The sequence below is a fragment of the Pseudomonas sp. FW305-3-2-15-E-TSA4 genome, from assembly GCF_058787295.1.
In genome coordinates this window covers 252,427-271,231 of record NZ_JBYSZP010000009.1, presented here as the reverse complement: position 1 = coordinate 271,231, position 18,805 = coordinate 252,427, and the positions used below count along the sequence as shown (strand labels likewise).

The window sequence follows — 18,805 nt, the reverse complement described above, 5'->3', positions numbered from 1 at the left end:
GCTATTCCTTCGGCTGGCCACCGCCGGCAGTGATGACCTGCACGCTCATGCGTGGCGTCGCCAGATCGAGTCCGGCTTCGTCCAGATGGCGTTTGAGCGACAGGTTGAACGCTCGGGAAACTTCCCATTGTTTGATCGGTGCGGTCTTGAAGCGGGCGCGCAGGATCGCGCTGCCGGATTCGAAACTTTCCACGCCCTGAATCTCCAGCGGCGACCAGATGTTCCGCCGTTGCAGCGGGTCGGTGCGCATTTTCTGGCCGACGTCGCGCATCAGTTTGATCGCGTCGTCGATTTCCATGTTGTACGGCACCGCGACGCGGAAGATCGCGTAGCCGAATTCCCGGGAGTAGTTCTTGATGCTTTTGATTTCGCTGAAGGGGATGGTGTGGACGATGCCGTCGATGTCGCGCAGGCGCACGGTGCGGATGGTCAGGCCTTCGACAGTGCCGAGGTGGCCGCCGACGTCGACGTAGTCATCAATGGCCAACGAGTCTTCGATGATGATGAACAGACCGGTGATCAGGTCCGCCACCAGCGACTGTGCACCGAAACCGATGGCCAGACCGATCACACCGGCACCGGCCAGCAGTGGCGTGACGTTCATGCCCATGTTCGCCAGGGCGACGATCAGCGCGATGATGAAAATCGCCACGAACAGCACGTTGCGGATCAGCGGCATCATCGTCTGCGCGCGGGCATTCGCCAGGCCTTTGCGCGAGCGGGTGAGGGCGTGGTGCACGGCGGTGTCGGCGAGGATCCAGATCAGCCAGGAGAAAATCAGCGTACCGATCAGGCTGAACAGTTTGACGCTGACGTCATGCCCTTCGCCCTCGGCAAAGCCGATCAGCGATTTGCCCCATACGCGCAGGCCGAGCTCGATGAAGATCAGCCACACCAGCAGGTGGGCGAGGGTGTAGAAGAAGCTTTTCAGGCGCTCCGAGTACAACGCATGGCGCTTCGGCCCGCGTTGCGGTTTGAGTGAATGACGGCGCACGAGGCCGTTGATCACCATGCACATCACCAGCAGCACCGTGCAGATCAGCGACTGGCGCAGGGCGGTGCTGGTGTCGCCGGCGGAGACGAAGGTGGCGAACAGCGAGATGCCGACCAGCACCAGCGCCGGCACGTACCAGAAGGTGCCGAGGATATCGATGGTGTCGCTGAGGGCGCGGCGGGTCAGGCGACGGGACAATGGCTGGTTGCGGATCAGGTGCGCGATCGGCCGGCGGAAACGCAGGATGAACAGCCCGGTGAACAGCGCTGCGAGCACGTTGGTGATGGTCGCGGTGGTGTGCGCCAGGTGCACGCCGAGGCCTTCGACCAGGCGCGGGTCACTCAGCGCTTCACCGAATGCGGCGAAGCTGCCGATCAGCCACAACGGACGAAACGCCTGATGCCGCAGGATGTACAACGCCCGGTGCCGGTGCGGGCCGTCGAGCAGCGAGAAGGCGATCACGCAGATCGCCGAGAAACAGGTGCCGACCACCAGCGCATAAGCCAGCACCATCGCCAGGCTTTTACCCAATGACGACGGCAGCGCGTAGCTCATGTAAACGGTGATGACCAATGCAATCAACCACGGCCCGAGCTTGCGCAGGGCGAAGCGCAGCATGTCGAGGGCCTTGGGATGCTGCGGCAGTTCTTCGGTCAGGCCGAAGCGCATGCGCACCCGGTGACCGAGCCAGATCAGCGCGGCGGCGAGCAGGCTCCAGACCATCAGGATCACCGCGAAGCCGAAGATGATCGGCAGCCATTCGCTGGCCGGCAACATCAGGTTGTCGAGTTCGTCCCTGGCCAGATCGAACTCGTCGGACCAGCGGGTCAGCGGGCTGTCGTCACCGGAGAACTGTTTCTCGAAGCTGGCCAGGGTGCCGCCGATCAGGCCCAGCACGCCTTCTTCCGGTGAAGCCTGGGCTTTCTTGGTGGCGTCGCGCAGCTTTTTCAGATCGCTCAGCAATTGCGTGCGTTGCTTGTCGTTTTCCAGCGACTTGATGACTTCATCCAGCGACTGGCCCAGCGGCTCTTGCGCCTCCGGCTGCGTCTTGGTGGTGTTCAGCAGCCCCGGCAGACCGACCGCCTGGGCAGGGGCCAACGGCAGCAGCGTCATCAGGCAGACAAGGAGCAGGCAGGGCAGAGCAAACAGACGAGCGAACACTAGGCGGTCAACCTCGCAAAGGGGCGAATTGAGCGAGTGTACGAGGCAGCCAGAATCAATGCGAGCCGGGCGCGGATTTATTCGTTGAGTTTGGCGAGGATCTTGTAGACCACGGTCGCCAGGATCATCAGCATGCCGACCCACATGGCAAACACACCGGCGTTCTTGTCGCGGAAGTTGAAGCCGATCGCCAGCAGGATCATCCCGGACAGAATCGGAATGAGCATGGCGTGGAAGGAGGACATCGAAATCATGGTGACTGCCTTGTCGAAGGGGATGATTTAAGTCTAGGTCGCTTTTGGCGGAGCGGTTCTGATGTGTATCAGAATTGAGTCAGTCCAATGATGAAATTGTGTTGTCTGGACTACCGCTTTCGCGAGCAGGCTCGCTCCCACCCTGGAATGCATTCCAAACTGTGGGAGTGAGCCTGCTCGCGAAGCTTTTAAGGCAACTCGCGGCTGGCGTAGAACGCGCTCAGCACTTTGACCAGGTGCGCCAGATCGTGGCTGCCGCACAGTTCGCGGATCGAGTGCATGGCGAAGGTCGGCAGGCCGATGTCGACGGTGCGCACGCCCAGGTGGCTGGCGGTGATCGGGCCGATGGTCGAGCCGCAGCCCATGTCGCTGCGCACCACGAAGCTCTGCACCGGCACTTCTTCGGCCATGCACAGGTGGCGGAAGAACCCGGCGGTTTCGCTGTTGGTGGCGTAGCGCTGGTTGCTGTTGACCTTGATCACCGGGCCGGCGTTGAGTTTCGGACCGTGGTTGGCGTCGTGCTTCTCGGCGTAGTTCGGGTGCACGCCGTGGGCATTGTCGGCCGAGACCAGCAGCGATTTCTGGATGGTGCGGACGAACTCGTCACCTTCCGGCAGCAGGCGGCGCAGGGTCTGTTCGAGCATCGGGCCATCGGCACCGCAGGCCGAGCAGGAGCCAACTTCTTCGTGGTCGTTGCACACCAGCACGCAGGTTTCTTCGGTGTCGGCAGTGAGCAGGGCTTGCAGGCCGGCGTAGCACGACAGCAGGTTGTCCAGGCGCGCACCGGCGATGAAGTCGCCATGCAGGCCGATGATCGCCGCACTCTGGGTGTCGTAGAAGCTCAGCTCGTAATCCAGCACCACATCGGCGTTCAGGCCATGTTCGCGGGCCAGTTGATCAGTCAGTACGGCGCGGAAGTCGACACGTTCGTCACCGGCGAATTGCGCGAGGATCGGCGGCAGCTCGGTCTGCGCGTTGATCGCCCAGCCCTGATTGGCTTCACGGTTCAGGTGAATCGCCAGGTTGGGAATGATCGCGATCGGCGCCTTGAAGTCGATCAGTTGGCTTTCGACCTTGCCGTCGCGACGGAAGGTGACGCGCCCGGCCAGCGACAGGTCGCGGTCAAACCACGGCGCCAGCAGCGCGCCGCCGTAGACTTCAACGCCCAGTTGCCAGAAGCCCTGACGTTGCAGTTCCGGTTGCGGCTTGACCCGCAGACACGGGCTGTCGGTGTGGGCGCCGACCAGACGGATCCCGTCGTGCAGTGGCGAGTTGCGGCCCATTTTGATCGCGACGATCGAGGAGTCGTTACGGGTGACGTAGTAGCGGCCGTTGGCCTCGGTGGTCCACGGCTCGCGCTCGTCGAGGCGCACGTAACCGGCGGCCTCCAGACGCTGAACAAGGCTGGCGGTGGCGTGGAACGGGGTAGGGGAGGCCTTGAGGAAGTCGATCAGGCCTTGGTTCAACTCTTCGCGCATAAGAAGCTCCAGACAGCAATGGGCGCGAGTTTAACGCATCGGCCCGGGAATTGAATCCGGGCAGGATCGGGGTGGGAGCGGGCTTGCTCGCGAAAGCGGTGGGTCAAATGCAGATTTTTAGATGACACACCGCTTTCGCGAGCAAGCCCGCTCCCACAGGGAGTAATGTGGATCAGCGGGCGGCTACGCGTTTTTTCAAATAGTTCATGATGACTTTTTCATCTTCCGGTTTATCCGGACGCGGCAGCTGTTGCGGCCAGGACTTCTGGCTCAGCAGTTTTTTCTGCTGGCTCTCGTCCCAACGCAGAATTTCCCGCGAGGCGCATTCCCACCATTCGTGTCGGCAAACGCTGTAGTACGGATCTTCCGGCGCGGCGCTGCCGTACAGCAGATCACGACCGACCTTGCGCAGGGCACCTTTCTGGTGGCGCAGCTTCCATTTGATTTTCAATCGGCGCCAGGCCGAGGGGAACGGTTTGACCCGTGGCACATCGCTGCACAGATCCACCAGGCGCTGGCTGAACTGCTCGCCGTGCTGGGAGAAGAAGTACGTCTGCATCGCGTGGAAGAAACGTTTTTCCGCGAAGTAGTGGTAGACGTGTTTGCGCGCTTCCACCACCTGACGCTCGCGCATGGCATACGACAGGGCGATCTGTTCGATGGTGTGGATTTCGAAACCGCCGAGTGTCCACTCATCTATCAGGCGGATCGACTCTTCGAACAGCGCTGAGTCGCTGTCGGTCACGCCGCACAAGCCGCTGTTGTAGAGCTTGAAACCGTTATCCGGCGTCACGCCGTGGCTGCGCAGGTCGCGACCGAGTTTTTGATAGTCGGGACGCTGGTGCACATCTTTCCAGTCGTACTCGAAGCGATCCATCACCGAGCGATTCGGCTCGATGAATTTGAACAGTTGGCTCGGGTGGCGGGTGAACAGGGTGTCGGTGTCGACGAACAGGGTTTTTTCCGCCCACTGCATACCGGCGGCGATGGCGCAGGCCTTGCGGCGATGGTGATAGCCGTGGGTGCCTTGCCAGCGGGTCAGGGTCGCTTCATCCAGCAACACCGTGTCGACCGGCCAGCCCGCATAGTCATCGGGGCGATCGGTGAGAATGCGGATCGCCGGACGCTCGCCGTTTTTAGCCTGGGACAGTACGGTCAGGATGCTGAACTTGGCTTCGCGGCGGTACACATCCTGATTGCCGTAAACCAGGTAAAGCAGTTGATGACGAACTTTCGTGAGGGGTGTTACCAGGGAATCAATACAACTCATCCGAAAACAAAATCCTTGTCCAAATAAACAGCACTGCCACTCAGGCAGCGCTCAAAACGGTGCCGGGCATTCGAAGCGCAAACGCTCGCCGGTTTGCGGGTGGGTGAAGCTCAGCATGCTGGCGTGCAGGCACAGACGCGGCCAGGCCGCCAAGGCCTGCTCATGGGCGTACAGCCCGTCGCCCAGCAGCGGGTGACCGATAGACAGCATGTGCACACGCAACTGGTGCGAGCGACCGGTGATCGGCGTCAGTTCGACGCGGCACCAGTCGCCGCAACGTTCCAGTACGCGCCAGAAGGTCAGCGCATGCTTGCCGAATTCGTGGTCGACCACGTGCCGCGGTTTGGTCGGTGGATCGTAGCGCAGCGGCAGGTCGATGCTGCCGCTGTCCAGCTCCGGCTGACCCCAGCAGAGCGCAGTGTAGGCTTTCTCTGTTTCACGATCGTGAAACTGCCGCGACAGTTCGCGGTGAGTATCCGCGTCACGGGCCAGCAGAATGATGCCGGAGGTTTCCCAGTCCAGGCGATGGACGATGCGCGCTTCCGGGTAGCCGTTTTCCTGCAGGCGGGTGATCAGGCAGTCCTTGTTGTCGTCGGCGCGACCGGGCACCGAGAGCAGCAACGTCGGTTTGTCGACCACCAGTACGGCGGCGTCCTGATGAATGATGCGGATGTTGGACAACGGCATTAAAACAGCCTCGTAACAAATGCCAACGGCGGCTCAGGGCCATTCCGCGATGGGAATGGCCCTGAGCCGCCGTCGTTCCTGCCGGATCGACTCAGCGATCGGGCAGGGTGATGTTGAGTTCCAGAATCGAGCAACTGCCCTGGCTTTCCAGTGCAACATGTACGTCGTCGTTGCCGATGTTGACGTACTTGCGGATCACGTCGACCAGTTCCTTCTGCAAGGCTGGCAAGTAATCCGGCGTGCTGCGCTGGCCGCGCTCATGCGCCACGATGATCTGTAGACGCTCTTTCGCTACCGAGGCGGTACTTGGCTTTTTGTTGGCACGAAAGAAGTCAAAAAGGTTCATTACCTACCTCCAAACAGGCGCTCGAAGAATCCCTTCTTCGTAACATCGAGGAAACGATGTTCTTTTTCTTTGCCCAGCAGACGATCAACGGCATCGCTGTACGCCTGACCGGCATCGCTCTGGTCGTCGAGAATCACTGGAACGCCCGAGTTGGAAGCCTTCAGTACCGCTTGCGACTCAGGGATGACGCCCAGCAGGGTCACGGCCAGAATTTCCTTCACGTCTTCGACGCCCAGCATTTCGCCATCGCTGACGCGCTGCGGGTTGTAACGGGTCAGCAGAAGGTGTTCCTTGATCGGCTCTTCGCCGAGTTCGGCACGACGCGATTTGCTGGCCAGCAGGCCGAGCATGCGGTCGGAGTCACGTACCGAGGACACTTCCGGGTTGGTCACGATGATCGCTTCGTCGGCGAAATACATGGCCAGGTGCGCACCTTTCTCGATGCCCGCCGGGGAGTCGCAGACCACGAAGTCGAAGTCTTCCTTCAACTGCATCAGGACTTTTTCCACGCCTTCCTGGGTCAGCGCGTCTTTGTCGCGGGTCTGGCTGGCGGCCAGCACGTAGAGATTTTCCAGGCGCTTGTCTTTGATCAGGGCCTGCTGCAGGTTGGCTTCGCCGTTGACCACGTTGACGAAGTCGTACACCACGCGACGCTCGCAACCCATGATCAGGTCGAGGTTACGCAGGCCCACGTCGAAGTCGACGATCACTGTTTTGTGGCCGCGCAGAGCGAGGCCGGTACCGATAGCGGCGCTGGTGGTGGTCTTACCCACACCACCCTTGCCGGATGTAACCACGAGAATCTTGGCCAAGGTGTTTCACCCCTAAGGAAGAAGGACTTTTTAGCCCCTGAAAAACATCTCTTGAAAACTACTGCAGTCGGACAGCCTTGGCTGGAATTCGGCGCAAGTCGCACTTGCCGGGGGCAAACGCTGCTTGTTCCTTTTTCCTACTTCGTTTGAGCCGTTTTCGCTACGTTTTAGAGATGCTTGGAAAATGCGGCAGTATCCGTTAAAGCCGAATGATGTTCAACACGTCGGCCGACAGGCTGACCTGGACGCCGGAGCCCCACAGTGGATCGCGGCGCAAATCTTCGGAAACCTTGTAATGCCCGGCGATGGAGATCAGTTCAGCGCTCAATTGCTGACAGAAAATCCGGGCCTTGGTGTCGCCTTTGACGCCGGCCAGTGCGCGACCGCGCATCGGGCCGTATACATGGATGTTGCCATCGGCCAGAAGTTCCGCCCCCGGACTGACCGAGGACACCACCACCAGATCGCCACCCTGGGCATATATCTGTTGGCCACCACGTACTGGCGTGGTGATGACGCGGGTCGGTTTGACCGTTGGCTCCGGCGGCTTTTCCGGCTTCTTTTTGACTTCCGGTTCCGGCGCTTCCAGCGGTCGCTCGCGGGCGCCGGACGGCGGCAGCACCGGGATGTCGATGGCGATGGCGGCAGCGATGTCTTCGATACGGCTGGCGCGGATCGCCAGGGTGCGCAGACCATGCTGGCGGCATACGCGCATCAGGCCGGGCAGATCCACCGCGCCTTCGCCGGGCGGCAGTTTGTCCAGCGCCAGGACCAGCGGTGCATTGCTGAAGAAATTCGGCGCCTGGGCGACTTTGGCGGCCAGTTGCCGATCAAGGCTGTCGAGGTCGTTGCGGGACAGTTCCAGCACCGTGATGGCCAGCATGCTGCCCTTCAACTGGAACACGGGATCTCGGTCTGGCGATTCGTTTTGGCTCATATCGGCATACAACGGCTTGTCACTAAAAGTGCCGAGACTTATAACGAGAACGCCCGCGAGCCGCAAGCCGGGTCGAACGATGTAGAATGCGCGGCCACTGAATTTACGGAAGCTTTAATGGATCGCCCGCGTTTTCGAAGAGCCTTTCTTTCTCCCCGCTTCTGGCCGCTCTGGTGCGGTCTGGGGCTGTTGTGGCTGGTCGTGCAGTTGCCGTATGCGGTTTTACTGACGATCGGTCGTGTGCTGGGCGCATTGATGTATCGCGTAGCCGGCGACCGGCGGCGTATCGCCAAGCGCAATCTCGAGCTGTGCTTCCCGGAAAAATCCGCCGCCGAGCGTAAACGCTTGCTCAAGGAAAACTTCGCCTCCACCGGCATCGCTTTTTTTGAAATGGCGATGAGTTGGTGGTGGTCCCGTGAGCGTCTGGCCAAACTGGCGCATGTCGAAGGCCTGGAGCATCTGCAAAAGGCCCAGCGCGAAGGCAAGGGCGTGATCCTCATGGCCGCGCACTTCACCACCCTGGAAATCGGCGCCGCGTTGCTCGGCCAGCAGCACACCATCGATGGCATGTACCGCGAGCACAAAAACCCGTTGTTCGACTTCGTCCAGCGTCGGGGCCGTGAGCGGCACAATCTCGATTCGCTGGCGGTGGAGCGTGACGACGTGCGCGGCATGCTCAAGCTGCTGCGTTCAGGCCGGGCGATCTGGTACGCACCGGATCAGGACTATGGCGCCAAGCAAAGCATCTTCGTGCCGCTGTTCGGCATTCAGGCGGCGACCGTGACCGCGACCACCAAGTTCGCCCGCCTGGGCAAGGCGCTGGTGGTGCCGTTCACTCAGGAACGTCTGGCGGATGGCAGCGGTTACCGGCTGGTGATTCATCCGCCGCTGGAAGACTTCCCGGGTGAAACCGAAGAGGCCGACTGCCTCCGCATCAACCAGTGGGTGGAAAGTGCGCTGCGCGCCTGCCCTGAGCAATACTTGTGGGCGCATCGCCGCTTCAAGAGTCGTCCACCGGGCGAGCCGAAGCTTTACCCGAAACGGCGCGGCTGATTCACTCACCCTTTCAAGCACCATGGAGCGTTGCGATGAGCCCAGCGGAACCGGTCACAGGTTTGATTCTTTCCGGCGGCGGGGCTCGGGCGGCGTATCAGGTGGGGGTGCTGGCGGCGATTGCCGAATTGCTGCCGCTGGGCGCGGACAATCCGTTTCCGGTGATCGTCGGCACCTCGGCCGGGGCGATCAACGCGGTCAGCCTCGCCAGTGGTGCCACCGATTTTCGCGCCGCCATCGAACGCCTTACGCTGTTCTGGCAGGGCTTTCGCAGCCATCGGGTGTTGCGCAGTGACTGGCCGGGGGTGATCCGTCAGGCCAGCCGCTTTGTCAGTCACAGCCTGCTCGGCATCGGTCGCCAACTGCCGGTGGCGCTGCTCAACAGTTCGCCGCTGCGCGAGCTGCTAAATGAAAAACTGCACATGCCCGGTATCGCCGAATCCATCGCCCGCAAGCAATTGCATGCGGTGGCGGTGACCGCGTTCGGCTACGAATCGGGCCAGGCGGTGACCTTCTATCAGGGCGGCGGCACGATCGATGCGTGGTTGCGCCATCGGCGGATCGGCGTGCCGGCGCAATTGTCGGTGGACCATCTGCTGGCCAGTTCAGCGATCCCGTTGCTGTTTGCCCCGGTGAAAATCGGTGAGGAATATTTCGGCGACGGCGCGGTACGCCAGTCGGCACCGATCAGCCCGGCGCTGCACCTGGGTGCGAGTCGGGTGCTGGTGGTGGGTGTCAGCGGCAATCCGCGCGGGTTTGATCCGCAGCAGCCGCTGGAGCGCGCCTACACCGGTCAGCAACCGACGCTGGCGCAGATCGGCGGACACATGCTCAACAGCACGTTCATTGACAGTCTGGAGAGCGACATCGAGTTGCTGCAGCGTCTGAACCAGTTCAGCCGCCTGATGCCCGAGGGCGTGCCGACTCGTGAGTTGGGCGTGGCGCCAGTGGAAGTGCTGGTGATTGCGCCGAGTCAGCCGATCGACGAGATCGCCGCGCGACATCGCCAGGAATTGCCGGCGGCGTTGCGTCTGTTTTTGCGTGGGCCGGGGGCGACCAAGACCAGTGGGGCAGGGGTGCTGAGTTATCTGCTGTTCGAGGCGGGGTATTGCAGCGAGCTGATCGACCTGGGACGGCGCGATGCGTTGGCCAAGCGTGAGGAGCTGTGCCGGTTTCTCGGGATCACCGAGTCGGTGGTTCCAGTCTGAGATTTGCGGTGAAGCCTTCGCGAGCAGGCTCGCTCCCACATTGGAACTCGGTCGAATGTGGGAGCGAGCCTGCTCGCGAAGCTTTTAAGATCAGAAGTGGAACTTCACCAGGAAGCTGGTCACGTTCTGATTGGTGGTGAACGCACGGGTGTCGTCGATCCCGTACTTGTCTTTCCAGTAGTCGTATTCAACACCGACGTACAGCTGCTTCTCGCCGAAATTCAGCGCCTTGCCCAGGTCGTATTTGACCTGTGGGTTGAAGTGCAGGTTGGCGTGGTATTCGCCTTTGCTGTTGACGTCGTTGTCGACCACCCAGTCCATGAAACCGTCGATCAGGATGTTCGAGTCGCCAACCGGAATGGTGTAGGACCAGACCGGGGTGATCTGCCAGACGTTGTCACCGGCGCGCGAGCCTTCGGTGTGGCGCTGGTAGAAGTTCAGCTGGAAGTAGTCGAAGCCTGGAATCGCCAGGTCAAAACCCGGGCCGATCAGGTACGACTCGACGTCGCCTTCACCGAACTCGTAAGTCATCGCCAGCAGCACATCCTTGACCGGACCGAATTCGATCTTCTGGTCGAGGATCTTGCCCAGCGACAGGCGTGGGCTGAATTCGCCATAGTAAGTGTTGTTGCCGACGCCGCCATCCGGCTTGCCGTTGTAGAAGATCTTGTCGACGAACAGGAAGTTGTCCCCGTACTTCCAGGCATCGGCGTGCTCGAAGGTGACGGTCTGCTGGATCGCCGGGTTGACCTTGAAGTCTTTGCCGTAGAGGTAGGTCAGGCTGTTGTTCTGCCATTGCAGCAGGCCGTCGGCCATGGCCTCGCCGCCGGCCAGCATCGATCCCGCGAGCATCAGGCTGGTGCACATACGTTTCATTCGGTTGCTCCCAAAGTAGGTGTTCCACGTTTATTTTTTTAAGATCGGCGCTCTGGTGTGGCGCCTTTTTTCGTCGCTGCAAAAGTCATCCGATCGGTCAGCTTCGCTGGTGATAGCAAGAGCTGGGCCAACGCTTTCGAAAAGCAAAAAAACGCCCGTTCGGCTGCTGAAAAACAGTCGATTGCGCGTGTTTTCGGGATGCCTCGGTACTGACCGGGGCCGGGATAAGTTGGCTTGTCGGTCAGGAATTAAATCCGGGCTTTTTTTTAGACCGAATTCAAGAGGCCGCGGAGAATACTGACTCCTCGGCCAGCTCTCAAGTGCCCCGCAACAGAGCACCGACGACAGGTATGGGGCACGGTTGCGGGCCATCTCAGAAGTGCACCTTCACCAGCAGGCTGGCGGTGTTCTGGTTGGTGTCGAGGTTGTGGCTGCTTTCGACGCCGTATTTGTTCTTCCAGTAGCTGTATTCGGTGCCGACATACAGCTGCTTGTGGCTCCAGCCGAGGGCTTTGCCGAGGTCGTATTTGATCTGTGGATTGATGTGCAGGTTGGCGTGGTAGGTGCCGCGCGAGTTCTGGTCGTTGTCGACGACCCAGTCCAGATAGCCGTCGATCAACAGGTCGGAGTTGCCCAGCGGCACGCTGTAAGACCAGCCCGGGGTGATCTGCCAGACGCCGTCGCCGGGGCGCGGACCTTCGGTGTGGCGGCGGAAGATGTTCAGGGTCACGTAGTTGAAGCCGGGCACCTTGAGGTCGAAGCCGGGGCCGATCAGGTAGGCCTCGCTATCGCCTTCGCCGTACTCGTAGGTCATCGCCAGCAGCACGTCCTTGATCGGGCCGAACTCGATTTTCCGGTCGAAGATCTTGCCGAACGAGAAACGCGGGGTGAATTCGCCGTAGAAGGTGTGCGGGCCTTTGTTGCGGTCTTCCTGACCGTTGTAGAAGATCTTGTCGACGAACAGGAAGTTGTCGCCGTACTTCCACTTGTCGGCGTGCTCGAACGTCACCGTCTGCTGGATCGACGGGTTGATCGCGAAGTTCTTGCCGTACAGGTAGCTCAGGCTGTTGGTCTGCCACAGCAGTAAATCGCCGGCCATGGCCTGACTCGCGGCCAGCAGGCCGCCACTCAACAGAACGTTGGTTTGCGTGCGAATCATCGGTTGCTCCCTCTTGTTTTTATTTTTAAGGCGCAGAGCTGTTTCCCTTTGTAGGAGTGAGCCTGCTCGCGATGGCGTTCTTTCAGTCAACTCAAGTGTTGAATGTCATACCGCTATCGCGAGCAGGCTCACTCCTACAGGGTTAAATCGGTTGCTGTTAATGCTGATGTGCGTGGCAGTCGTTGATCGCTGCGCGTTCGGCGCCGCCGAGGATGTTGAACAGCAGGTTCAACGTCAGCGCGCTGAGCGTGGCCATGGCGATGCCACTGTGGGTGATCGGGCTCATCCACAGCGGCAGATGCGCGAAGAACTCCGGACGCACCACCGGGATCAGGCCCATGCCGATGCTCACCGCCACCAGCAGTTGATTACGCCGGTCGCCGATGTCGGCTTCTTGCAGGATCTTGATCCCGGTGGCAGCAACCATGCCGAACATCGCGATCGCCGCACCGCCCAACACCGCCGGCGGAATCGACGCCACCAGGAATGCGGCTTTCGGCAGCAGGCTCAGCACGATCAGCAGGCCACCGGCAACGATGGTCACCGAACGGCAACGCACGCCGGTCATCTGCACCAGGCCGATGTTCTGCGCGAACGAGGAATGGGTGAACGTGTTGAAGAAACCGGCAACGAACGAGGCGCCGGCATCGCACAGCAGGCCACGCCGCAGCATCCGTGGGCAGACTTCCTGACCGGTGATTTTGCCCAGCGCGAGGAACATCCCGGTGGACTCGACGAAAATGATCACCACCACCAGACACATCGACAGGATCGGTGCCAGTTCGAATTTCGGCATGCCGAAGTGCAGCGGAGTGACGAACTGAACCCACGGCGCGCTGGCCATGCCGCTCAGGTCGACCATGCCGATCGCACCGCAGAGCACGTAGCCCAGGCACATGCCGATCAGCACGGAAATATTCACCCAGAAGCCGCGCATGAAGCGGTGGATCAGCAGAATGGTCGCCAGTACCAGAGCGGCGATGGCCAGATAGATCGGTGAACCGAATTGCGCCGCGGCGGCACCGCCACCGGCCCAGTTCACGGCCACGGGGAACAGCGACAAACCGATCGAGGTGATGACTGTGCCGGTCACCAAAGGCGGGAAGAAACGCACGACCTTGGACATGAACGGCGCGATGAGCATGCCGAAGAACCCGGCGGCGATGGTTGCACCGAAGATCCCTTGCAGACCGATACCGGGCATCCCGGCCATGGCGACCATGCTGCCGACGGCGGCGAAACTGGCGCCCATCATCACCGGCATGCGGATGCCCATCGGGCCGATACCCAGCGACTGGACGATGGTGGCGATACCGGCGACCAGCAGGTCGGCGTTGATCAGGAAGGCAATTTCTTCACGACTCAGGCCAGCGGCCTGTCCGATGATCAACGGCACCGCGATGGCACCGCCGTACATCAGCAGAACATGTTGCAAACCGACCAGGATCAGTTGCAAAAAGGGCAAACGCTGAATGGCGGGTGCGTCGGGGATGCGCGCTTTGGACAGCTCGGACATGCAACACCTCGGATCTTTTTTATTCTTGTGATTGAACAGCTGCCGGGTGGCTCACAGCTGTTTCTTTGCATCAGGTAAACCGCGTTAAGGCGATTCGCGAGCAGGCTCGCTCCCACAGGAATTGCGCGATCTCTGTGGGAGCGAGCCTGCTCGCGAAGCTTTGTTGCTTAGTTGGTCTGGGCTCCCTGCGCGATCCATGCACCGATCAGGTCACGTTCCTGCTGGGTCATCTGGGTGATGTTGCCCAGTGGCATGATCTGCGTGGTGATGGCTTGCGCCTGGATCCGCGCCGCGTTCTGGCGGATCTGCTCGGGGGTGTCGAACATCACACCGGCGGGCGCCGCGCTGAACAACGGGCTGGTCGGTTTGGCCGAATGGCAGACCGCGCAGCGTTCCTGGATCACGTTGTGCACCTTGTCGAACGCAGGACCTGCGTTGGACGCTTGCGCCGGTGCCGCAGCAGGGGCAGCCGGAGCGGCTGGCGCTGCAGGTGCCGCCGCTTCAGCCGGTTTCGCGCCACCGCCCAGTGCCGTTTCCGGCAATGGCTGGTACTCGATTTTTGCTGGCGCCTTGGCCACGTCCGGTGCGGTCGGCATCGGCGCAGGGCCGGTGACGTACGCCAGGGTGATCATGCCCACCGCTGCCACGGGCAGGGTCCAGGCAAACTTGTGGCTGTCGTGACGGGTGTTGAAGTAGTGACGCACCAACACCGCCAACACCGCGATCCCGGCGAGGATCAACCAGTTGTACTGGCTGCCGTAAGTGCTCGGGAAGTGGTTGCTGATCATGATGAACAGCACCGGCAGGGTGAAGTAGTTGTTGTGACGCGAACGCAGCAGGCCTTTGGCCGGCAGCGCCGGGTCCGGCGTGCGGTTCTCGGCAATCGCGGCGACCAGTGCACGCTGCGCCGGCATGATGATGCGGAACACGTTGCCGACCATGATGGTGCCGATGATCGCGCCGACGTGCAGATACGCACCACGACCGCTGAACACCTTGCTGAAGCCATACGCCGCGCCGATGATCAGCACGAACAGGATGAAGCCGAGCAGGGCGGGTTTCTTGCCCAGAGCCGAATCGCAAAGGAAGTCGTAGATGAACCAGCCGGCGATCAGCGAACCGATGCCGATGGCCACGCCTTCAGGGCCGGTCAGGCCGCTGCCGGGTGCCACGAGGTAGAGCACGGGATTGGAGTAGAACACCACGCACAGCAGCGCGATCCCCGACATCCAGGTGAAGTAGGCTTCCCATTTGAACCAGTGCAGGTTCTCCGGCATCGACGGTGGGGCCAGTTTGTATTTTTCCAGGTGATAGATACCGCCGCCGTGGATTGCCCACAGATCACCGGCAAGACCGGTTTTCGGGTTGACGCGGTTGAGGTTGTTCTCCAGCCAGACGAAGTAGAACGACGCGCCGATCCAGGCCACGCCAGTGATCATGTGAACCCAGCGCACGCTCAGGTTCAGCCATTCCAACAGATGTGCTTCCACAGTCTTTACCTCTCGCCTGTCACTCTTGTTGTCGAGTGATCAGACCTTCTCTTATTGGTGGGGGGCGAGGATCAGACGCTCATCCTCTTTGAAAAAATGCTCATCGCAGTTATTGCCTGTGCCACTGCGATCAACCACCAGGAAGTCATCCCGCTTTTCGATCGTCAGCACCGGGTGGTGCCAGACGCCGCGATGGTAATTGATGCCCTGCCTGCCGTTGGTGACGAAGGCGCGGACCAAGCCTGATACAGGTACATCGCCAAGTGGCGCGACCACGATCAGAAAGGGGTTGCCGAGCAGCGGGATGAAAGCCTGGCTGCCCAGCGGATGGCGTTCCAGCATGCTCACGGTCAGCGGCATGTCCTGCGCGTCGGCGCGGAAGATGCTGATGATCGCGTTGTCCTCAGGCGTAGCGGTTTCGACCGTCGCCAGTTTGTGGAAGCGCATGGTCGAACCGTTGTTGATCATGAAGTGGTCGCTGCCGTCGGTTTCGATCACGTCACCGAAGGGGGCGAAGGCTTCTTTGGTCAGCGGTTCAATCTGTAGTGTGCGCATGCTGTTCTTCTTATCCAAAATTCTGTGTTGTTAGAACTATCGCCATCGCGGGCAAGCCCGCTCCCACAGTGGACTGTGGCGTTCACAAACCTGTGGGAGCTGGCTTGCCAGCGATGGGTTCAACCTTATTTAGCGACCTTGCCCAAAACGCGCAGGCGACTCACGCCACCATCCGGGAACACGTTCAGACGGATGTGGGTGATCGGGCCCAGTGCCTTGATCTGCTCGACGAAGGTGTGTTCGGCGTGCATTTCCAGTTTTTGGCTCGGCAGCAGTTCACGCCAGAACAGCGACTGGGTTTCGATCTGGCTGTCGGTACCGCCCTTGACGAACGCGCCCTGGATCGAGCATGTGTCCGGGTAGTTGCCCTTGAAGTGCAGGGTGTCGACGATGATTTTTTCGATCTCGCCCGGATGGCCCAGCGCGACGATCACCCAGTCATTGCCTGGGGTGCGACGACGTGCGGTTTCCCAGCCGTCGCCCATGTTGATGCCACGGCCCGGGTTGAGGATGTTGCTCATGCGACCGAAGTGTTCGTCGGAGCAGGCGAGGGCGCGGCCACCGTTGAGGGCTGCTGCCAGGTCAACCTGTTCGTTGTCCCCAACAGCCGACCAGTCGCGGAACGGAATGCCGTACACACGCAGACGGGCTACACCGCCGTCCGGGTAGATGTTGAAGCGCAAGTGGCTGAACGCTTGGTCATTGCTGATTTCGTGGTAGTGGTGGCTGTTGCCTTGCAGTTCGACGGCCGACAGCACTTCAGTCCACTGGGTGTTTTCGTCCGGCTCGCCCGAGGCCAGGAAGCACGCTTCCAGCGAGGCCGATGGCGGGAAGTTGCCGGTGAAGAATGAAGTGTCGATGTCCACGCCTTTGATCGAACCCGGTACACCCAGGCGGATTACCGCGCTGTCGTAGCCTTCGAAGCGCTTGCGACGCGACTCCCAGCCGTCCATCCACTTGCCGTTGTCGTCGAACACACCCTCCTTCCACACGGCCGGGGTCGGCTGAAACAGACGATTGGCGTCTGCGAACCAGTCATCGGTGACCGAGATGATTTTGGTGCCCAGACGGGCGTCGGCCAGGTTGACGAACTTCTCGAAAGGTACGGCGTAAGCTTTCATTCTTCTTGTCTGCCTTTAATAAGTTGGCTGGGGATGCTTGCAAGACCCTGGGTACTCTCCGCGTCTGATGTACTCGGGTCAGGCTTCGCTAAAGAGTCAGTAAACGGAACAGGGCGATCTTGTTGATCTCCGCCAGCGCGCATTTGAATTCGGTGTCGACCGAGTTGTGAATGCGCGTTTCGAACGCCGCGAGGATCTGATGCCGATTGCTGCCTTTTACCGCCATGATGAAGGGAAACTTGAACTTGGCCTTGTAGGCGTCGTTCAGCTCGGTGAAGCGCTGGAACTCTTCGGCCGTGCATTGGTGAATACCGGCGCCAGCCTGTTCATTGGTGCTGGCTTCGGTCAGTTGGCCCTGGACGGCAGCTTTGCCGGCCAGGTCCGGGTGAGCATTGATCAGTGCCAGTTGACTGGCGTGATCGGCGCTCAACAGGATGTCGCTCATGCGCTGGTGCAGGGTTTCGATCTCGTCGATCGATGCGTCCACGCCCAGGTCGTAAGCCTTCTCGGCCACCCATGGCGAATGTTCGTAGATGTCGGCGAAGGCTTTGACGAAGGCGTCGCGGCTCAGGGCCGACGGTTGCAGGGTTTGAAAGCGGCTCATTGGGCGGCCCCTTGGTACGGGTGGGTTTCGTGCCAGTGACGCGCGATGTCGACGCGACGGCTGAACCACACCTGTTCATGACTTTTGGCGTATTCGATGAAGCGCTTGAGCGACGCCAGACGCGCCGGACGGCCGATCAGCCGGCAGTGCAGACCGATCGAAAGCATCTTCGGCGCTTCGGCGCCCTCGGCGTAGAGCACGTCGAATGCGTCTTTGAGGTATTCGAAGAAATCGTCGCCCTTGTTGAAACCCTGCACCTGGGTGAAGCGCATGTCGTTGGTGTCGAGGGTGTACGGGATCACCAGGTGCGGCTTGCCGGTCGGGTTGTTCGGTTCCCAGTAGGGCAGGTCGTCGTCGTAGGTGTCGCAGTCGTAGAGGAAACCGCCTTCTTCCATCACCAGGCGCCGGGTGTTCGGGCCGGTGCGGCCGGTGTACCAGCCCAGTGGGCGTTCGCCGGTGAGTTCGGTGAGGATGCGGATCGCTTCGAGCATGTGCTCGCGCTCCTGCGCCTCGTCCATGTATTGGTAGTCGATCCAGCGGTAGCCGTGGCTGCAGATCTCGTGACCGGCTTCAACCATCGCGCGGATCACGTCCGGGTGGCGCTGGGCGGCCATGGCTACGGCGAAGATGGTCAGTGGAATGTCGAATTCCTTGAACAGTTTCAGAATCCGCCATACGCCGGCGCGGCTGCCATACTCGTAAAGCGATTCCATGCTCATGTTGCGCGCGCCTTGTAGCGGCTGGGCAGCAACCATCTCGGAGAGGAAGGCTTCGGATTCTTTGTCGCCGTGCAGAATGTTGCGCTCGCCGCCTTCTTCGTAATTGAGCACGAAGGACAGGGCGATGCGCGCGTTGCCCGGCCAGTGTGGGTGAGGAGGGTTACTGCCGTAACCGATCAGGTCGCGTGGGTAGTCAGCGCTCACTGCAGTCTTCCTTCTTATTCGTTGACAGGTTTGTGTAACGGCCTGCACAGGCTGGCGTCACAGCGATGGGCTGATTGTATACAACTTTATTCGCAATTTGTAAGCCTGAATTTTCGCATTTTTCACCGACTGTCATCTTTTGCTGTTAATGGCGTAAACCTGCAAGAAACCTGCCTGATCAGTCAGCTAATGGCTGTGAGGTTCAATAGCCAGGCGCTTGAGGGGCAGATCATGGGTAAACGCCCGAATGGCGGGGGTGAGGTGAAAAATGTCGTTTTTATTGTGTACAATTTTTTTGAAAAGTGTCTTAATCAGTCGCTCGCCGCAACTTTTCGTGCTCCGAATCGGTGCGGTCTCCTTT

General features: G+C 60.6%; 18 protein-coding genes. 2 read left to right on the top strand and 16 right to left on the bottom strand.

Translation table 11 applies throughout. From position 1 onward, the window contains the following. Position 1: 1 nt before the first annotated feature. From AC3WMV_RS15010 to minC, 8 genes are all read right to left on the bottom strand, one after another. Complete coding sequence (locus tag AC3WMV_RS15010; RefSeq protein WP_103368930.1) at positions 2-2,155, bottom strand: mechanosensitive ion channel family protein; 2,154 nt, start codon at positions 2,153-2,155, stop codon at positions 2-4. Positions 2,156-2,232: 77 nt separating this feature from the next. Continuing rightward, a complete protein-coding gene (locus tag AC3WMV_RS15005) occupies positions 2,233-2,409 on the bottom strand; it encodes a hypothetical protein (protein ID WP_007965354.1) in 177 nt (58 codons plus the stop codon). 188 nt (positions 2,410-2,597) lie between these two features. Further along, on the bottom strand, positions 2,598-3,887 hold the full coding sequence (locus tag AC3WMV_RS15000) for a M18 family aminopeptidase (RefSeq protein WP_003223140.1): 1,290 nt from the start codon (positions 3,885-3,887) through the stop codon (positions 2,598-2,600). 172 nt (positions 3,888-4,059) lie between these two features. After that, on the bottom strand, positions 4,060-5,157 hold the full coding sequence (locus AC3WMV_RS14995) for a hypothetical protein (protein ID WP_103368929.1): 1,098 nt from the start codon (positions 5,155-5,157) through the stop codon (positions 4,060-4,062). A gap of 51 nt (positions 5,158-5,208) precedes the next feature. Further along, the gene (locus AC3WMV_RS14990) at positions 5,209-5,844 is read right to left on the bottom strand and encodes an RluA family pseudouridine synthase (RefSeq protein WP_027613350.1); all 636 of its coding nucleotides are present in this window, start codon (positions 5,842-5,844) and stop codon (positions 5,209-5,211) included. A gap of 91 nt (positions 5,845-5,935) precedes the next feature. Further along, positions 5,936-6,190 carry a cell division topological specificity factor MinE gene (minE, locus tag AC3WMV_RS14985; protein ID WP_003223146.1) on the bottom strand — a complete coding sequence of 85 codons (255 nt, stop codon included), beginning with the start codon at positions 6,188-6,190 and terminating at the stop codon, positions 5,936-5,938. Further along, positions 6,190-7,002 carry a septum site-determining protein MinD gene (gene minD, locus AC3WMV_RS14980; RefSeq protein WP_007960626.1) on the bottom strand — a complete coding sequence of 271 codons (813 nt, stop codon included), beginning with the start codon at positions 7,000-7,002 and terminating at the stop codon, positions 6,190-6,192. The genes minE and minD overlap by 1 nt, the downstream gene beginning before the upstream one ends. A 199-nt stretch (positions 7,003-7,201) precedes the next feature. Then, a complete protein-coding gene (minC, locus tag AC3WMV_RS14975) occupies positions 7,202-7,939 on the bottom strand; it encodes a septum site-determining protein MinC (protein WP_027613349.1) in 738 nt (245 codons plus the stop codon). A gap of 117 nt (positions 7,940-8,056) precedes the next feature. On the opposite strand from minC, the gene AC3WMV_RS14970 reads away from it, so the two are divergent. After that, a complete protein-coding gene (locus tag AC3WMV_RS14970) occupies positions 8,057-8,992 on the top strand; it encodes a lipid A biosynthesis lauroyl acyltransferase (RefSeq protein WP_027613348.1) in 936 nt (311 codons plus the stop codon). 35 nt (positions 8,993-9,027) lie between these two features. Next, positions 9,028-10,200, top strand: coding sequence for a patatin-like phospholipase family protein (locus AC3WMV_RS14965; RefSeq protein WP_103368928.1), 1,173 nt, complete (start codon positions 9,028-9,030; stop codon positions 10,198-10,200). A gap of 90 nt (positions 10,201-10,290) precedes the next feature. On the opposite strand, the gene AC3WMV_RS14960 is transcribed toward AC3WMV_RS14965, so the two are convergent. From AC3WMV_RS14960 to puuE, 8 genes are all read right to left on the bottom strand, one after another. Beyond that, complete coding sequence (locus AC3WMV_RS14960) at positions 10,291-11,076, bottom strand: outer membrane protein OmpK (RefSeq protein WP_027613346.1); 786 nt, start codon at positions 11,074-11,076, stop codon at positions 10,291-10,293. A gap of 373 nt (positions 11,077-11,449) precedes the next feature. After that, positions 11,450-12,235 (bottom strand): outer membrane protein OmpK, encoded by a 786-nt coding sequence (locus AC3WMV_RS14955; RefSeq protein ID WP_103368927.1) that lies wholly within the window; start codon positions 12,233-12,235, stop codon positions 11,450-11,452. Between the two features lie 157 nt (positions 12,236-12,392). Then, entirely contained in the window at positions 12,393-13,751 is a 1,359-nt protein-coding gene (locus AC3WMV_RS14950) for a nucleobase:cation symporter-2 family protein (RefSeq protein ID WP_103368926.1), read from the bottom strand. Between the two features lie 167 nt (positions 13,752-13,918). After that, positions 13,919-15,241, bottom strand: coding sequence for a urate hydroxylase PuuD (locus AC3WMV_RS14945; protein WP_027613343.1), 1,323 nt, complete (start codon positions 15,239-15,241; stop codon positions 13,919-13,921). A 51-nt stretch (positions 15,242-15,292) separates the two neighbouring features. After that, positions 15,293-15,796 (bottom strand): ureidoglycolate lyase, encoded by a 504-nt coding sequence (locus AC3WMV_RS14940; protein WP_041068829.1) that lies wholly within the window; start codon positions 15,794-15,796, stop codon positions 15,293-15,295. Between the two features lie 125 nt (positions 15,797-15,921). Next, complete coding sequence (gene alc / locus AC3WMV_RS14935) at positions 15,922-16,917, bottom strand: allantoicase (protein ID WP_003223166.1); 996 nt, start codon at positions 16,915-16,917, stop codon at positions 15,922-15,924. 88 nt (positions 16,918-17,005) lie between these two features. After that, the gene (gene uraD / locus AC3WMV_RS14930; protein ID WP_103368925.1) at positions 17,006-17,521 is read right to left on the bottom strand and encodes a 2-oxo-4-hydroxy-4-carboxy-5-ureidoimidazoline decarboxylase; all 516 of its coding nucleotides are present in this window, start codon (positions 17,519-17,521) and stop codon (positions 17,006-17,008) included. Beyond that, positions 17,518-18,444: an allantoinase PuuE gene (gene puuE / locus AC3WMV_RS14925; RefSeq protein ID WP_096797017.1), complete on the bottom strand. Its 927-nt coding sequence runs from the start codon at positions 18,442-18,444 to the stop codon at positions 17,518-17,520. The genes uraD and puuE overlap by 4 nt, the downstream gene beginning before the upstream one ends. Positions 18,445-18,805 lie beyond the last annotated feature (361 nt).

Bases quoted from the DNA above. Each gene is read 5' to 3' on its own strand.
- AC3WMV_RS14940 (WP_041068829.1), bottom strand. From the start codon at position 15,796: ATGCGCACACTACAGATTGAACCGCTGACCAAAGAAGCCTTCGCCCCC.
- AC3WMV_RS14965 (WP_103368928.1), top strand. From the start codon at position 9,028: ATGAGCCCAGCGGAACCGGTCACAGGTTTGATTCTTTCCGGCGGCGGG.
- minC (WP_027613349.1), bottom strand. From the start codon at position 7,939: ATGAGCCAAAACGAATCGCCAGACCGAGATCCCGTGTTCCAGTTGAAG.
- AC3WMV_RS15000 (WP_003223140.1), bottom strand. From the start codon at position 3,887: ATGCGCGAAGAGTTGAACCAAGGCCTGATCGACTTCCTCAAGGCCTCC.
- minE (WP_003223146.1), bottom strand. From the start codon at position 6,190: ATGAACCTTTTTGACTTCTTTCGTGCCAACAAAAAGCCAAGTACCGCC.
- AC3WMV_RS14950 (WP_103368926.1), bottom strand. From the start codon at position 13,751: ATGTCCGAGCTGTCCAAAGCGCGCATCCCCGACGCACCCGCCATTCAG.
- AC3WMV_RS14955 (WP_103368927.1), bottom strand. From the start codon at position 12,235: ATGATTCGCACGCAAACCAACGTTCTGTTGAGTGGCGGCCTGCTGGCC.
- alc (WP_003223166.1), bottom strand. From the start codon at position 16,917: ATGAAAGCTTACGCCGTACCTTTCGAGAAGTTCGTCAACCTGGCCGAC.
- AC3WMV_RS15005 (WP_007965354.1), bottom strand. From the start codon at position 2,409: ATGATTTCGATGTCCTCCTTCCACGCCATGCTCATTCCGATTCTGTCC.
- AC3WMV_RS14990 (WP_027613350.1), bottom strand. From the start codon at position 5,844: ATGCCGTTGTCCAACATCCGCATCATTCATCAGGACGCCGCCGTACTG.
- AC3WMV_RS14970 (WP_027613348.1), top strand. From the start codon at position 8,057: ATGGATCGCCCGCGTTTTCGAAGAGCCTTTCTTTCTCCCCGCTTCTGG.
- AC3WMV_RS14960 (WP_027613346.1), bottom strand. From the start codon at position 11,076: ATGAAACGTATGTGCACCAGCCTGATGCTCGCGGGATCGATGCTGGCC.
- uraD (WP_103368925.1), bottom strand. From the start codon at position 17,521: ATGAGCCGCTTTCAAACCCTGCAACCGTCGGCCCTGAGCCGCGACGCC.
- AC3WMV_RS14995 (WP_103368929.1), bottom strand. From the start codon at position 5,157: ATGAGTTGTATTGATTCCCTGGTAACACCCCTCACGAAAGTTCGTCAT.